The organism is Nocardia sp. BMG51109, assembly GCF_000526215.1.
Taxonomy (GTDB): Bacteria; Actinomycetota; Actinomycetes; order Mycobacteriales; family Mycobacteriaceae; genus Nocardia.
Genome location: NZ_JAFQ01000004.1, coordinates 2309164 through 2323541 on the forward strand (window position 1 = coordinate 2309164; position 14378 = coordinate 2323541).

General features: G+C 69.7%; 13 protein-coding genes. 4 read left to right on the forward strand and 9 right to left on the reverse strand.

The annotated features are described in order from the left end of the window. Nucleotides 1-7 precede the first annotated feature (7 nt). From D892_RS0111915 to D892_RS40970, 4 genes are all read left to right on the forward strand, one after another. Nucleotides 8-1135, forward strand: coding sequence for an MCE family protein (locus D892_RS0111915; protein ID WP_024801454.1), 1128 nt, complete (start codon nt 8-10; stop codon nt 1133-1135). Next, complete coding sequence (locus D892_RS0111920; protein WP_036566957.1) at nt 1132-2235, forward strand: MCE family protein; 1104 nt, start codon at nt 1132-1134, stop codon at nt 2233-2235. Before D892_RS0111915 ends, D892_RS0111920 begins: the two co-directional genes overlap by 4 nt. Beyond that, nucleotides 2232-3401: an MlaD family protein gene (locus D892_RS0111925; RefSeq protein WP_024801456.1), complete on the forward strand. Its 1170-nt coding sequence runs from the start codon at nt 2232-2234 to the stop codon at nt 3399-3401. Before D892_RS0111920 ends, D892_RS0111925 begins: the two co-directional genes overlap by 4 nt. 133 nt (nt 3402-3534) lie before the next feature. Further along, nucleotides 3535-4470, forward strand: coding sequence for a hypothetical protein (locus D892_RS40970; protein WP_156959472.1), 936 nt, complete (start codon nt 3535-3537; stop codon nt 4468-4470). 161 nt (nt 4471-4631) lie between these two features. Here D892_RS40970 and D892_RS0111935 read toward each other — a convergent pair whose 3' ends face one another. The 9 genes from D892_RS0111935 to D892_RS0111975 all read right to left on the reverse strand — a co-directional run bounded on the left by D892_RS0111935 (nt 4632) and on the right by D892_RS0111975 (nt 14370). After that, entirely contained in the window at nt 4632-5276 is a 645-nt protein-coding gene (locus D892_RS0111935) for a ribonuclease H (protein ID WP_024801458.1), read from the reverse strand. A 10-nt stretch (nt 5277-5286) separates the two neighbouring features. Beyond that, nucleotides 5287-5814 (reverse strand): SRPBCC family protein, encoded by a 528-nt coding sequence (locus D892_RS0111940; RefSeq protein ID WP_024801459.1) that lies wholly within the window; start codon nt 5812-5814, stop codon nt 5287-5289. 124 nt (nt 5815-5938) lie between these two features. Next, complete coding sequence (gene lhgO, locus D892_RS0111945) at nt 5939-7123, reverse strand: L-2-hydroxyglutarate oxidase (protein WP_024801460.1); 1185 nt, start codon at nt 7121-7123, stop codon at nt 5939-5941. Between the two features lie 41 nt (nt 7124-7164). Beyond that, the gene (locus D892_RS0111950; RefSeq protein WP_156959473.1) at nt 7165-8154 is read right to left on the reverse strand and encodes a hypothetical protein; all 990 of its coding nucleotides are present in this window, start codon (nt 8152-8154) and stop codon (nt 7165-7167) included. Nucleotides 8155-8554: 400 nt separating this feature from the next. Beyond that, nucleotides 8555-9424 (reverse strand): TIGR03084 family metal-binding protein, encoded by an 870-nt coding sequence (locus D892_RS0111955; RefSeq protein WP_024801462.1) that lies wholly within the window; start codon nt 9422-9424, stop codon nt 8555-8557. A 122-nt stretch (nt 9425-9546) separates the two neighbouring features. Then, on the reverse strand, nt 9547-10902 hold the full coding sequence (locus D892_RS0111960; protein WP_024801463.1) for a hypothetical protein: 1356 nt from the start codon (nt 10900-10902) through the stop codon (nt 9547-9549). A 58-nt stretch (nt 10903-10960) separates the two neighbouring features. Next, entirely contained in the window at nt 10961-11965 is a 1005-nt protein-coding gene (locus D892_RS0111965) for a zinc-binding dehydrogenase (protein WP_036566960.1), read from the reverse strand. Between the two features lie 249 nt (nt 11966-12214). Further along, the gene (locus D892_RS43625) at nt 12215-13789 is read right to left on the reverse strand and encodes a PucR family transcriptional regulator (RefSeq protein WP_198036881.1); all 1575 of its coding nucleotides are present in this window, start codon (nt 13787-13789) and stop codon (nt 12215-12217) included. Between the two features lie 68 nt (nt 13790-13857). After that, a complete protein-coding gene (locus D892_RS0111975) occupies nt 13858-14370 on the reverse strand; it encodes a nucleoside deaminase (RefSeq protein WP_024801466.1) in 513 nt (170 codons plus the stop codon). Between the last annotated feature and the right edge of the window lie 8 nt (nt 14371-14378).

Sequence of the window (14378 nt, forward strand, 5' to 3'; positions counted from 1 at the left end):
GAGAGGGATGACCGCGAGGATGCCCCGGCTGCGCCGGCCCACGGCGACCGGTGCGGTACGCGCCGCCAAGGCTGCCGCGCTCGGCGCGGTCGCACTGGCACTGGGCAGCTGCTCGATCGTGCCGACCGGCGTCCAGGACACGGTGGGCGCGACCACGCACATCACCGCCGACTTCCGCAATATCGCCGGCATGTTCGAGGGCAACCCGATCACGGTGCTCGGCCTCGAGGTCGGCAAGGTGGACAAGATCGTGCCCAAGGGGCAGTTCGTCGAGGTCCACATGATCATCGAGAACAAGGTGAAGATCCCGGTGAACGTGACGCCGGCGCTGATCTCGCCGTCGATCGTCACCGACCGGCACATCGAGCTGACCCCCGCCTACACGGGCGGGCCGGCGCTGCCCGACAAGGCGCATCTGACCGTCGAGCAGACCCGCACCCCGGTCGAGCTGGACACGATGATCAAGACCATCGACCAGTTCGCCGATGCGCTGAAGCCCGCGCCGGGCGCTCAGGAGGGTCCGCTGTCGGGGACCCTGCTCTACGACATGGTCAACGGCCAGGGCGACAAGATTCGCGACACCCTGAACGCGCTGTCCGGCGCGCTGAAGCTCGGCGTCGACAACAAGGACGCGGTGTCGAGCATCATCATCAAGCTCAACGAGCTGACCACGATGCTGGCCGAGAACGACCAGTCGGTCCGCGATTTCAGCAACCAGATCACCCAGATGTCCTCGCTGCTGGCCGAGCAGGCACCGGGCCTGCAGGCGACGCTGACCCAGATGAACGACTTCCTGAACAACACCAGCGGCGCGTTCACCCAGTACCAGGATCAGCTCGCCTCCAGCCTGACCGGCCTGACCGAGGTGACCAACCAGTTGCGCGCCAACGCCGCCGGTCTCACCGAGGTCGCCGACACCGCGCCGCTGCTGCTGCAGAACCTGGACCGGTCGATGGATCGGCAGCGCGGTTTCGTCCGGCTGCACGGCCTCACCGGCACCATCTTCTCCGGCGAGATCATCAGCCTGTTCTGCGAGCGGATTCAGATGCGCGCCGACGGCTGCCGGACCGGAAAGGTGCAGGACCTCGGGCCCGACCTCGGGTTGACCGCGGCGCTGATGGGAATGACGAAATGATCCAGCATCTGACACGACGGACACGGCGCGCCGCGGTGGCGTTCGCGGCGTCGGTCGCGGTGCTGACGGCGTCGGGCTGCGGCCTGACGGTGGAGAAGGTGCCGTTGCCCAAGCCGGGCCTGCAGGGCGAGACCTACACCGTGCGTGCGGTTTTCGCCAATGCGCTCAATCTGCCCGATCAGGCCAAGGTCAAGATCGGCGGCTCGGATGTCGGGGTGGTCAGCCACATCGAGACCAAGAACTTCCAGGCCATCGTGGATATGACCATCCGCAAGGACATCGAGCTGCCGAAGGGCACGAAGGCCGAGCTGCGCCAGGCCACGCCGCTCGGCGACGTGTTCATCGCGGTCTCCAAGCCCCAGGACGCGCCGGGCGGGGAGCTGCTGAAGAGCGGCGACACCCTGGGGCTCGATCAGACCTCGGCCGGGGCCACCGTCGAGGAGCTGCTGCTGTCGATCTCGATGCTGTTCAACGGCGGCGGTATGGCCGCGCTGACCAAGCTGACCTCGGAACTGGATTCGGTCGTCGGCGGGCGGCCCGACCAGCTGGCCAGCCTGCTGCGCCAGATGACGAGCGTGACCACGACGCTGCACAGCAACAGCGACCGGATCGACAGCACGCTCGCCGGATTCGACGCGCTGACCGCCAGCGTCGAGGCCCGGCACAACGAGTTGGGTCAGGTCGCCGAGACCTTGCCGTCGATGATCGGCACCATCGCCGAGAACAATAAGCAGATCGGTGACCTGCTGACCAAGGTCTCCACCACCAGCGCCGCGCTGGGCGACTACGCGAATACGAGCACCGAACAGCTGTCCAGCCTGCTCGACAATCTGCATCAGCTGATGGGCGCACTGGCACAGACGCGCAACAACTTCGGTCCGCTGATGGATTCGCTGCACGACCTGCGGCCCGGTGTGGATGCGTCGTTCAAGGGCAACACGCTCGCCGTCCAGGCGATTCTGACCCAGCTCGACGTGGGCCTGGTGACCGACCCGCAGCACAGTAAGTTCTGGGATGTGCGCGATGCCCAGGACTTCGCGGGAAGCCTGATCCAGGTGCTGCAGATCGTCTACGGGCGAGTGACGGGAGGCCACCGATGAGCTGGCTGATGCGGCACAAGCTGGTGCTGTCCAGTGTGGGCCTGGTGGTCGTCTTCGTGATCGGTGCGGCGTACCTGCTGGTGAGCGTGATGCGGGTGAATCCGGTGCGGCAGACCTACACGGTCACCGTGAGCCTGGATCGCTCGGGCGGCCTGCAGCCGGGCAACGACGTGACGCTGCGCGGCTACCGGATCGGCAAGGTCAACTCGATCGACCTGACCGATCACGGCGGTGCGATCGCCGCCGAGGCCGAGATCGACAGCCGCTACCACATTCCGGTCGACACCCGGATCGCGGTGCAGGCCCTCTCCGGGGCCGGTGAGCAGTACATCGATTTCCGGCCGGAGACCGATCAGGGACCGTTCCTGGCCGACGGGGCGAGCGTCCGGTTCGATCCGCAGAAGGTGACGACCCCGACCCCGGTGTGGTCGGTGCTGGACAATGCGAGCGCCTTCTTCGACCAGATCGATCCCGATCGGTTCACCTCGATCCTGAACGATATGGATGTCGCGCTGTCGGGTGGCCCGGATCAGCTGCGCGACATGATCAATGCGCTCAGCGTGGTCACCGCCGGCCTGGACAATCTGCTGCCGCAGACCACCAATCTGCTGACGAACCTGCGGACGATCGCATCCACGACATCGCAGGCGCAGCCGGACCTGAGCACCTTGACCAATAATTCGCAGACGCTGTTCAACCAGTTCAGCAGCGCGGACGACGAATTGCGCAAGATCCTGGATTCGGCGCCCGGCCAGATGCAGCAGCTGGGGGCGGTGCTGGACAAGACGGCCGATCCGATCACCAGCCTGGCGGCCAACTTCGAGGCGATCACCAAGGCGGCGCAGCTGCGCAGGCCGGCGCTGCAGGCACTGTTCCCGTCCCTGGTGGTCGGCAGCTCCGCGATCGGCGTGCCGGCGCACGACAACGAGTTCCATACCATCGTCGATATCTGGCCGCGGCCGTTCTGCCAGTACGACAACAAGCCGACCGCACCGTACGTGGTCCAGGACGGCACGCTGCCGAAGTGGAACTACTGCACGAGCCCGCCACCGGATCAGCAGATCCGCGGTTCGTCGAATGCGCCGCGGCCCGACGTGCCCAACAACGGCGCTCAGATGCCGGCGGGAGCCGATCCGAACGAGCGGACCCTGCCCCCGGTGCGGTGAGCGTGGCCCGGCCCGGCGGCGACACCGCCGGGGCGGGCATACTCGCTGACAGAACCTGTCCGGCCCGGACCCGTCCGAGCCGACCCGGCAACGCGGTGTGCCTGAGCACGCCGGGAAAGTGATACATCAGTTCATGTCCGACGAAGACGCTGCCAAGGACGAACCGACTACCGATGCCGAGGCGAAGGCCGACGCTCCTCGGCCGCAAGACACCACCGACGCGGACGTGACGGCCAAGATCGAAAAGGGGTCCACCGAGGCTGAAGGCAAGTCCGCCGAAGCCGAGTCGGCGGAATCCGAGACCGTGAAGTTCGACACCGCGAAGTCCGAGGGCGTGAAGTCCGGGACTGGCGAGGACGAGACGGTCAAGCTCGGGACCGCCCAGCCGACGCCCGCCGCGTCCGGTCCCGCCGGTCCCGCGTTCGCGGGCTCCGCCGAGCCGACCGAGCGGATGCACTCGCCGCAGCCGGGCGGTGGCCGGTCCAACCTGTGGCCGATCGTGGCCGCCTTCGCCGCGGGAGTGGTGCTGGTGGCGGCGGTTACCGCCGTGGTGGTGTTCTATCTGCAGGCCAGCGACCGCGGCGGACAGCTGGACGCGCGCGACGAGGCGACCGCGGCCGCCTGCGACTTCGGACGGCAGGTCGGCACGTACGACTCGAAGAACTTCGACGACTACGTCAAGCGGGTCAAGGACCGGTCCACCGGCGACTGGGCGAACCAGTTCGATGCCGCCTCGAGCGCGCTGAAGGACATCACCACCCAGGCGCAGGCCCGTTCCGGCATCGACGAGATCCACTGCGCCTGGGAGTCCGGCGACGACAGCAAGGCGACCGTGATCATGCTGATCACGCAGAACCAGTCGAAGGCCGCGACCCCGCAGCCGCAGAAGATGACCATCGGCGTCGTGGCCACCATGGAGAACAAGGACGGCAAGTGGCTGGCGTCGAGCTTCCAGTCGCCGATGATGAACGACATGGGCGGCGGCTCGACGGTCCCCGCCCCCGGCGTTCCGTCCGGTGCCGGTGAGGGTCAGCCCGGCGAAGCCCCCGCGCCCCAGCCGGGCGGCTGAGACGAGACGGCCCGGCGCCTGAGACGAACCAGCCGGGGTGGCCGAGTTCGAGTGCCGGTGGCCTCCGGCGGTGGGCCGATCCACCACCGCCGGAGGCGCTCGGTGCCGTGCGGCCGAAAGGTGCAGCGGCTGCTGGTCGGAACGCATCGGTGTGCGGACCGTCAGAACAGTGTGAGTGCCTCGGACGTGGCCACCGTGGCGGCCGTGTCGAGCGGCTTCGCCGGGGCGGCAGGGCTTTTCGCCGGTGCGGCAGAATCTTCCGGCGGTGCGGCGGCACGTGCCGGACTTTCCGCGACGGCGTCGGTAGCCGTGGCCTTGCGGCCGGCCGGGACCAGGGTGGGTAGATCGGCGATGCCGGAGGCGATGGCATCCGGCATCGCCGCGGCCTCCCGGGCCGCCTGGCCGGCGAGCTTGTCGGCCTGCTCGTTGAAGTAGTTGCCGACATGGCCGCGTACCCAGCGGAACCGGACGGGGCCGGGGCGGGAGGCGAGATGATGATCGATGTGCTGCACCAGTTCGGCGTTCTTCACCGCGTTGCCGGTGGAGGTGCGCCAGCCGTTGACCCGCCAGCCCGAGATCCATTCCGACGCACATTTGATCGCATAGAGCGAATCGCTCTCGATGAGCAGCGGCTCCGGCCCGGGGTGCGCGACGATCGCCTCCAGGACCGCGCGTAGCTCGGCTACCTGGTTGGTGCCGCTCGCCGCGCCGCCGCTGGCCGAGGTGCCCTGATGATCGACCCAGGCCCAGCCGATGGCGCCGCCCGGATTGCGCAGGCAGGATCCGTCGGTGCTCACGATGATCATGACGGGTACCCTACGCAATCCGACCGACAAGATCGGTGTCGTGGAACCGCTCGATCCGCCTGCGCAGGTGCGATTCGCTGCGACGGACGGCCGATCGCACCGCCGCGTCGACGGGGCGGGCGCACAGTCGCCGCAGGACGCCGCGGACCGGCGGGTAGTCGGCCTCGGAGGTCAGCACCGAGCGGCCGTACCCGAGCGGGTCGAAGCGGAGCGTCAGGGTGCCCATCGCCGGTCGGGGCGAAGGACTTCCGGGTTCGGGGTGCGCAGGCGCCACCTTCCCCGGCCGGCGCCTGCGCAGCGTGTATCCGATCACCGCACCGCGGCGGTACTCGGTGATCTCACACTCGACCGTGGAACGCCACACCCCCAGTCGGACGGTGGCGGCGAACAGCGCCCCGGGCCCGCGGCGGGCCTCGCCGACCGGCTCGAAGGCGGTGACACCGAACATCCACTCCGGGACGAACACGGGGTTTTCCGTGTACGTGAACGCGACCTCGATCGGCGCACCGACGTCGCTCGCGTACCTGATGTGGCCCATAGACATGTTTTTCCTGTTCCACGGCTGCCGCCAAAAGTACTACAACTCTCCTCTTTAATGAAGGGGATCGGCAAATTACCGGGAATCGGCGGGAGCCGGGAAATCGGCTGCGCCGCAGTACTAATCAAATGTCCAATTGGGCGACAATGTGATCGGCGATGGGCAGCGCCGAGGTGGCCGCGGGCGACGGGGCGTTGAGCACGTGTACCGACCGCGCGGTGCGCTCGATCAGAAAATCGTGCGCCAGCGTGCCATCGGGCAAGACGGCCTGGGCGCGGATGCCGGCCTCGCGCGGCAGCAGGTCGGCGAGGGTCAGCTCCGGGCAGTACCGGCGGCACTGCGCCAGATAGCCGCGGCGGAACAGCGAATTGCGCAGTTCTCGCAGTCCGGTGCCCACGTTGGCCGCCGCCAGCCGGTGAAAACCCCGGTAGCCCAGCACCTCTCGGGCGTCGCGCGGATCGATGCCGCCCTTGCGGTAGCCCTCGCGGGACAGGCCCAGCACCGCGTTGGGCCCGACGGTCAGCCCGCCGTCGATGGTCGGGCTCAGGTGGACGCCGAGAAACGGCAGCTCGGGGTCCGGGATCGGGTAGATCAGGGTGCGCACCAGATCCGCGCGCCGCGGCGGCAGTTGGTAGTACTCGCCGCGGAACGGCACGATACGCAGTGTGATCGGCAGTCCGGCGGCCCGGGCCAGCCGGTCGGCCTGCAGCCCGCCGCAGACCACCAGCCGCCGCGCTCGCCAGCTGCCGGAGGGGCCGGAAACGGTTACCGCGTCCGAGTTCTCGTCGATGGCGGTGATCTCGGCGCCGAGCACGATCCGGCCGCCGTCGGTCCGCACCCGGTCGGCCAGCGCCTCGGTGACGCGGGTGAAGTCGATGATGCCGGTGTCGGGGACGAACAGCGCGCCCAGCCCCGTGACGTGCGGTTCGCGCCGAGCCAGCTCGGCCGCGTCGAGCCGCTCCACCGCGACGCCGTTGGCGACCGACCGCTCGTACAGCGCCACCATCCGGTCGTGCTCGGCGGAATCCGTGGCCACCAACAGCTTTCCGCATACCCGGTACGGAATGTCGTGCGCGGCGGCGAATTCCTTGGTCCACTGCGCGCCCCGGCGGCAGTACCTGGCCTTGAGACTGCCCGGCTCGTAATAGATTCCGCTGTGGATGACGCCGCTGTTGTGTCCGGTCTGGTGGGCGGCCAGCGATGCGGCCTTGTCCACCAGCACCAGGCTCGCGCCCGGACGGCTCGCCAGGATGCGGTGCGCCGTGGCGACTCCGACGATGCCGCCGCCGATCACGCAATAATCGAACACGGGGACAACGGTAGCCGTCGGTGCGGGCGTGTCGCGCTACGTCAGGAGTTGCCGAGGACGGGTCGCGCCCCCGTGGCCTCGGAGCCGGCGGCGACAGTGGTGTCGGAGCCGGCGGCGACAGTGGTGTCGGAGCCGGCGGCGACAGTGGTGTCGGTGCCGGTGGCGGCTGTGGTCTCTGAGCCGACCGTGGTCCGGGAGTTGTCGGCGACCGCGCGTTCGGGGTCGGCGGCGACCGCCTCCAGTGTCTCCGTTGGTGTTTCGGCCTCCGGGCGCACGGTGGCCGGTACGTCGGTCGCGGAGGTGGGCGGCGCAGTGGTGTCCGGGCGGGGGTGCCGTTGCAGCCGCATGTCGTGCTGTCCCAGCAGCGGACCGGACACCGCGAGCGTGACCTCACCGCTGTCGGTGTCGAGATCCGTGCGGAACCTCGTCACCTGCGACGCGGTGTCGGGCGCGGCCGGGCCCGGACGACCGGTGGACGTCGCGAACGCGTCGGTGTCCACGGTCATCGAGACCGAATTCGGTCCGCCCGGGCCGATATCGGCGCCGACGTAGGCGCCACCGGGTAATCGCAGCCTGCCGCCCATGCCGCTCTGGTCTGCGGGCCGGTGTGGCGCGGTCGGCAGGACGACGTGGCCGACTCGCTGGGCAATCTGCGGGGCCCGCGGCGTGTCGGTGGGCCGCGGAACGTTCAGGGTGTGCGGTGCGAGCAGCGCGACGGGCACTCGCCGGCTCTCGGCCGCCAGGCTCACCTGCCCGGCCGCCAGTCCTACCTGCTCGATTGCCGCTGCGCCGCGGGGATATTCGCGGTTATCGGGTGCGAATGCCGGTGCTTCGGCCGGTACGGCGGCGTTCGGTGCCGGGCGCCCCGCGTCGGGCGGTCGGGTCGACTCGGCGATCTGATCGACGACATAGGAGCCGGCGGCGACGGTGAGACCGATGCTGGCCATGCCGGCGAACACGATGGCGGTGTGCTGGAGGATCTGCCCCGATCGCCGGCTGCTGCGACGTTCCGTCGCCGGATACTGCGACATGACGGTGCGTTCCTTTCCCTCTCCCGTGGCCCCCTGCCGGCGGCGACCCGCACCGTTGAAAGTCGCACGCACGTCCAGGTTACTGCGCCGTCCGGCACCCCTTCCGGTCGGTGCGATCAAGATCACAGTTTGAGCGGGCCAGCAAACGGCCACCGGGCGGGTTATTTCGGCCGGTTATCCGGCAATTACCGCCACGGGGAATGCAAATCCCGGATATCTGTCGAATGCCGATCTCTTTGTATTACAGGCGTTTCCGGCCGTGAACGGCGGGGTAAACAATCAATAGCTGGCGGAGCGTCCGCTTCGACTGCCATCTGGCAAAACCTCCGGCCAACGGCGTCCGGTCGGCACAGGCACGGCGCACCCAAAGTTGGCGCCCGCCAGCTCCCATTCTTTCCGATCAGGCGAACGAGCCTGGGGCACGGCCGGTTCCGGCGGGCCCGGCGAACGCCTGTGCGATGGTGAGCCAGTCGGCGGTGTCCGGGCCGCTCGTCGTCAGGGCCACGTCGTCGCGGTGGCGGCGCTGCGTCACCAGTAGGCAGAAGTCCAGGGCCGGGCCCGTAATGCGTTGCGCGGCATGCTTCGGACCCCAGGCCCACGTGCCGCCGTCCGGTGCGGTCAGCTCGATCCGGAACTCCTCGTCGGGTGGCGTCCGTCCATGGACCAAGTAGGCGAAGTTCCTCGTGCGAACGCCGATATGGGCGATATTGCGCAGCCGGGCCGTCGGCGGCCGGCGGATGCCGAGCGCGTCGGCCACGTCCTGCCCGTGCGCCCAGGTTTCCATCAATCGCGCGCTGACCATCGACGCGACGCTCATCGGCGGTCCGAACCAGGGCAGTTTGGTTCCGGCAGGGACGGCGCGCAGGGCATCGTCCAGGGCGGCGCGGCCGCGCCGCCAGCGGTCGAGCAGTTCGGGGGCCGGGGCCGCGGCGGCTCGCTCGGCGGCCTCGTCGACGAAGGCTGACGGGTCCGGGGTTGTGGTCTCCTGGCGGGCGGCGTCCGGGTGGGCAGAGGCTCGGTGGGCGGTGTCCGACGCGGCGGGCAATGGCCGCATCGCCTCCCGCAGTACCTCCGCGAATGCCCCGGGGTCGGTGGCCGAGAGCGTCGCGATCTCGTCGGTCCAGGTCAGGTGGCCGATCTGATGGGCGATGGTCCAGCCGTGCGCCGGGGTGTCGCGCCGCCACCCGGTCGGATCCAGCGGCGCCACGGCGCTGTCGAGATCGGTGCATTCCGCGCGGAAGTCCCCGAGCAGCGCTTCCAGATCAGCCATATCTTCCCTGCCCTCGGCCCGAAGGTGCGCACGACGCTGTGCGCACCGGGCGGAGCGGATCCACCCGGCGTTCAGCATGGCAACCGGCCCGAAAAAATGCAAGCACGCGTGCTTGTTATTGGCTACCAGCCGAACAGGATCAGGTGCGCCCCGCCGACGACCAGGCCCAGCGCCGCACCGTGCAGATACAGCAGCCAGGCATCCTGCTCCACCGAGGCGTAGAACATCTCCATGAACTCGCCCGGGGTGAGCTTCTGCAGCTTGCGGGCGGCGAAGTCGTCGATCTTCTTGGCCTGTTCGAGCGCGAACGCCTCGTCCTCGACCAGGCTCGGCGCCAGGTCTACCGCCGCCCCGGCGGCGCCGACCTTGAGGTTGTCGAACTGGCGGCGGCCGAAGGCGGCGCGGACCACCGACGTGGTGCGGCCGAGCTGGCGGTGGATCTCGTCGGCGATCAGGCGCTCGACCAGCTGCCGGGTCTTGTCTCCGTTGGGCCCGTCGAGCAGTTCGCCGGCCAGATTGGGCAGCGTCAGCACCTGGTAGGCCAGGATGTGCGCGAGGTCCGCGGCGGCCTGCGGCTGCCGCTTGGCCAGCAGTGCCTGTTTCCACAGGTACTTGTAGCGCGGCTGGGGGTCGCCGGGCTCGAAGACCATCTTGATCGCGATCACGTTGACGAGGACGCCGATGCCCGCGGCCGCCGCGAGAATGACCACCCAGGCCGGCAGCCAGCCGATCACCGGAATGTCGTGGTGCACTTCCAGATACAGCGCCAGCAACAGGCCGAACGGCGCCCCGAGCAGGCCGATGCGCACCATGAACTTCAGTTCCGGGGCGGCGATGGTGGTGGTGAGGTCCTTGAGGATGTACGGGTTGGCCTGTAGGTAGCGGATCACGAAGCTCTTGATGTCGATGAGCTGATCGACATTGTTGCCCAGCCGCTCGAAGCCCCGGCGGGTCAGCTCCGGCAGCTCGCGCTCCACCCGCTGGTACAGCGCCTGTTTGGCGGGCCGGGGTACCGCGCGCCACAGCTCCGGATTCTCCCGCTGCATCACGTCGTCGACGATCGAGCGGACCCGGCCGCGCGCCGCCTCCGCGATGTAGTCGGCGATGCCCTGGAGATCCAGCTCGTGGATGAAGTCCCGGGGGCTGCCGATCCGCATGATCGCCATGTCGACGCAGATGCTGGCCATCTTCTCGGCCCGGGCCGGGATGAAACCCTGGAAGCCGATCCGCTTGCCGTCGCCGGAGAAGGTCGGTAGCACTTGCACGCGGCGCGGGAAGTACGGATACAGCACCTGCAGGCCCGGAATCCGGACGCCGCGGAAGAAGACCGGCCAGAACAGCATCAGTACGCCGGTCCAGTTCGTCAGCCAGCCGGCGATGGCGCTGAAGATCGGAAAACTCACCAGATCGACGACGAACTTGGTCTGGCCGGTCAGCTGTTCCCAATCGATGAACACCCCGCCGGTGAGTGTCGTCATCGGTGGGATCCCCCTAGAGCTGCTGCGGAATATCGGTGGGGAACAACGTAGCAGCGGGTCAGGGCTTCAGCACGATGCGGATCGGGTTGCCCTGCTTGGCCTCGAGCGCGTGCACCGCCTTCTGGGCATCCGCCAGCGGCACGACGGAACTGACCGAGCGGGCGAAGTCGATGCGGTGCAGGCGCTGCAGCCGGACCAGCTGGGGGACGTGCTCGGGCGACGACCCGTAGTGCCCGCGCAGCTGCTGCTGGAAGAAGCTGAACGCGGTGCCCCCGGTGAGGGTGATCGGCTTGTCGGTGAGTCCGACCAGTACCAGACGACCGCCCGGGCCCAGGCAGACCGCGGCCTGTTCGCGCACCGGCGCGACACCGGCGAAATCGAAGGCCGCCGCCAGTCCGGCGCCGTCCGTGGCGGCGTAGATCTTGCTCCGCAGGTCCGGTTCGGCCGGGTCGAAGGCCAGGTCGGCGCCGAATTCCAGGGCGCGCTGCCGGGCCGCGGGCAGCGGGTCGACCGCGATGATCGGGGCGGCGCCGACCAATCGCAGCAACTGCACGCCGTGCGCGCCGAGCCCGCCGATGCCCCACACGCCCACCGCCTCCGCCGGTTCGACCCGGGCGGTCGCGGTGATCGCCGCCCATGGCGTCGAGACCGCGTCGGGGATGAAGCAAGCCTGTTCGAAGGGCAGGTCGTCGGGGATCGGCACCAGCGTGTCGACGCGGGCCAGGGCGTATTCGGCCCAGCCGCCGTCGTAGTCGACGCCGCGCGTGTAGGTCATCTCGCCGCGCCGTTCGCCGGCCTGCAGCAGCACCCGGTCGCCGACCTTCGGCCCGGTCACGCCCGGACCCAGCGTGTGCACGGTGCCCGCGACCTCGTGACCCAGCGTGACGGTGTCGCCGTTCAGGAACATCGGCGTCAGCATCCCGTCGATCAGGTGCACGTCCGACAGGCAGACCCCGGCCGCCTCGACCTTGATCAGCACGTGGTCCGGGCCCGGCTCCGGCGTGGGAACCTCCGCCAGTTCGAGTCGGCGTTCCGGTCCCAGGTGAAGGCGCGCTGCCAGCATGATCCACTCCTCGCGGTCGGTCGTCGGCGCGTCCCCCGCGCACGACGCGGGGACGTCTCGCCCCCGATTCAACACCCTGCCCATCACATGATCTGGGCGGCAAGGGAAATCGCCGCAAATGTCAGCGTAGGTTCGCGGTTTCCCGGGAGTGGCCGGCCGGGTCGGAGTAGGTCGCCGCGCTGTTCGTTCGCGGCCCGACAGCGGCGCCCCGCACCGAGGCGCATCCTGCCGAGCGCGTGGTGCCGCGGCCTAGGACCGGTCGCCGATCCGGTTGCGGCGCAGGTCGAGGGCGAGCTGGAAGTCGAAGCGGTCGCGCCATTGGGACAGATCGCGGCCGGTCAGCTCCTCGACCCGGCGGATGCGGTAGCGCAGCGTGTTGACGTGCAGGTGCCGCTCGGCGGCCACGGTGTGCCAGGAGCCCGAGGCGGCCAGATAGGCGGCCAGGGTGTCGAGCAGATCGGTGCGGCCGCGCGCGTCGTACTCCTCGACGGGCCCGAGCACCCGGTCGCAGAACACGCTGCGCAGGCTGTCGGGGGTGGCCGCCAGCAGCATGCCGAAGGTGTCCACCTCGTCGATGTCGACCAGCGACGGGCCGCCGGGGTGCTGCCGGGCCACCAGCAGCGCGTGTTCGGCCTGATCCCACGCGCGGCGCAGGGCGTGGGCGCCGGCCCCGATACCGCCGGCGCCCACGCCGATCGAATTGCCGTCGAGCAGGGGGCCCAGGCATTCCAGGCGGTGCCGGAGCGACGACGTGTCCAGCGCCGCCGGCGCCTGCGGATGCCTCGGGATCACGGCCACCGCCCCGGTGCCGACCGCGGCCGTGACGGCGTCCGGCGCCTGCTCGGCGATCAGTTCGGTGAGGATCTGCCGGGCCCATTCCCCCGTCGCCTCTCCGCCCGCCTGGGCGCGCAGGATCTGGTGCGGGCGTTCGGGATCCAGCCCGGCGGAGGTCAGCGCGGCGGCCACGGTGGCGGGATCGGTGTCGTCGCGATCCAGCAGCGCGGCCAGCCGGGCCAGCTGCTCGCGGCGCTGCCGCTCGCCTTCGTCGGTGCGTGCCAGCCATGCCCCGAGAAATGCCGCGACCTCCTCCACGGTCTCGCGTTCGGCCTGCGACCAGTCGCGCAGATCGGCGGCGCAGGCCAGCAGCCGCGTGGGCGCCTGCGGTGCTCCACCGGGGGTCGCGGCCAGCAGGGTCACCGGTCCCTCCGGCGTCTGCCGGTACACCGGCAGCCGGACGGCGTCCACCGCGTGCCGGGCCGCCACCGCTCGGACCTCCGCCGAATACGGGCACCGGCCGGACAGCACCCGGCCGGTCAGCGACATCGTCCAGCTGTCGAATCCGAGTTCGGTGCGCAGCAGGTCGGTGCCCGCCTCGAGCGGATCGCCGCGGGTGAACGACGACAGCAGCCGTCGATGCCGGCCCACCATCTGCTCGAGCGCCGAACCGCGCTCCTCGTGCAGCCGCCCGATGACCTCCTCGGCGATATCCCCGAACGACAGCTCGTCGGGCACCTGGAACAGCGGCATCCGGTGGAGGGCGCAGGCGCGCACCAGATCGGGCGGCATGACGCCGAGCATGGCCGTGCCCGCCATCAGGGCCACCGCGCCGCCGTCGGCCAGGGCGCGCACGAAATAGTCGGAATCCTCGGGGCGGCGGCGCCAGGTGGTGCTGGTCAGGACGATTTCGCCGCCGGCCAGATACTTCCGGAAATCCAGCAGGTCCGTGGTGTACACCCAGCGCACCTGCCGATCGAGCTGCTCGGTGCCGTGGATCAGCCGGACGGAGGCCAGACCGGGAAGGGCCGTCACGTCCGAAAGCTGCATGGCCATATCATCCTGACCTGCCGCCGCCGCGGGTTACCCGCTCGAGCCCGGACGGTAACGATCTCGTTTCACGACCAGAAATCGGCGTGCGCGGCGGCCGCCTCCGTCTCCAGCTGCGGGCCGACGACCTCGATCGGATGCTGGCCGCGCGCCAGCACCTCGCGGCACGGCAGCGACATCGTCGGATTCTCCGGATGGGCGCCGGTCAGGGCGAGCAGGCCGGATTCCGACAGCCCGTAGACCACGCGGCCGAGCCCGCTCCAGTAGATCGCGCCGGAGCACATCGCGCAGGGTTCGGCGCTGCTGTAGAGCGTCATGCCGCGCAGCCGGTCCGCCGGATGCAGGCGGGCGGCCTGGCGGACCAGATTGATCTCGGCATGGCCCGTGCAGTCATTGTCGGTGACTACGGTGTTCTCCGTCTCGAGCAGCACCCGGCCGTCCGGATCCGCGAGCACGGCGCCGAAGGGGTGGTTGCCTCCGGCGGCCGAGCGGGCGGCCACCTCGAAGGCTCGGCGCAGGTTCGCGACGTCGGTGGGGAGGGCGGGGACGTCGGTTCCGGGCACGTCGGTTCCGGTGGGCACGGCGCTCC

Coding starts and splice junctions, on each gene's coding strand:
- D892_RS0111915 (WP_024801454.1), top strand. CDS start 8: ATGACCGCGAGGATGCCCCGGCTGCGCCGGCCCACGGCGACCGGTGCG.
- D892_RS0111920 (WP_036566957.1), top strand. CDS start 1,132: ATGATCCAGCATCTGACACGACGGACACGGCGCGCCGCGGTGGCGTTC.
- D892_RS0111925 (WP_024801456.1), top strand. CDS start 2,232: ATGAGCTGGCTGATGCGGCACAAGCTGGTGCTGTCCAGTGTGGGCCTG.
- D892_RS40970 (WP_156959472.1), top strand. CDS start 3,535: ATGTCCGACGAAGACGCTGCCAAGGACGAACCGACTACCGATGCCGAG.
- D892_RS0111935 (WP_024801458.1), bottom strand. CDS start 5,276: ATGATCATCGTGAGCACCGACGGATCCTGCCTGCGCAATCCGGGCGGC.
- D892_RS0111940 (WP_024801459.1), bottom strand. CDS start 5,814: ATGGGCCACATCAGGTACGCGAGCGACGTCGGTGCGCCGATCGAGGTC.
- D892_RS0111950 (WP_156959473.1), bottom strand. CDS start 8,154: ATGTCGCAGTATCCGGCGACGGAACGTCGCAGCAGCCGGCGATCGGGG.
- D892_RS0111955 (WP_024801462.1), bottom strand. CDS start 9,424: ATGGCTGATCTGGAAGCGCTGCTCGGGGACTTCCGCGCGGAATGCACC.
- D892_RS0111960 (WP_024801463.1), bottom strand. CDS start 10,902: ATGACGACACTCACCGGCGGGGTGTTCATCGATTGGGAACAGCTGACC.
- D892_RS0111965 (WP_036566960.1), bottom strand. CDS start 11,965: ATGCTGGCAGCGCGCCTTCACCTGGGACCGGAACGCCGACTCGAACTG.
- D892_RS43625 (WP_198036881.1), bottom strand. CDS start 13,789: ATGCAGCTTTCGGACGTGACGGCCCTTCCCGGTCTGGCCTCCGTCCGG.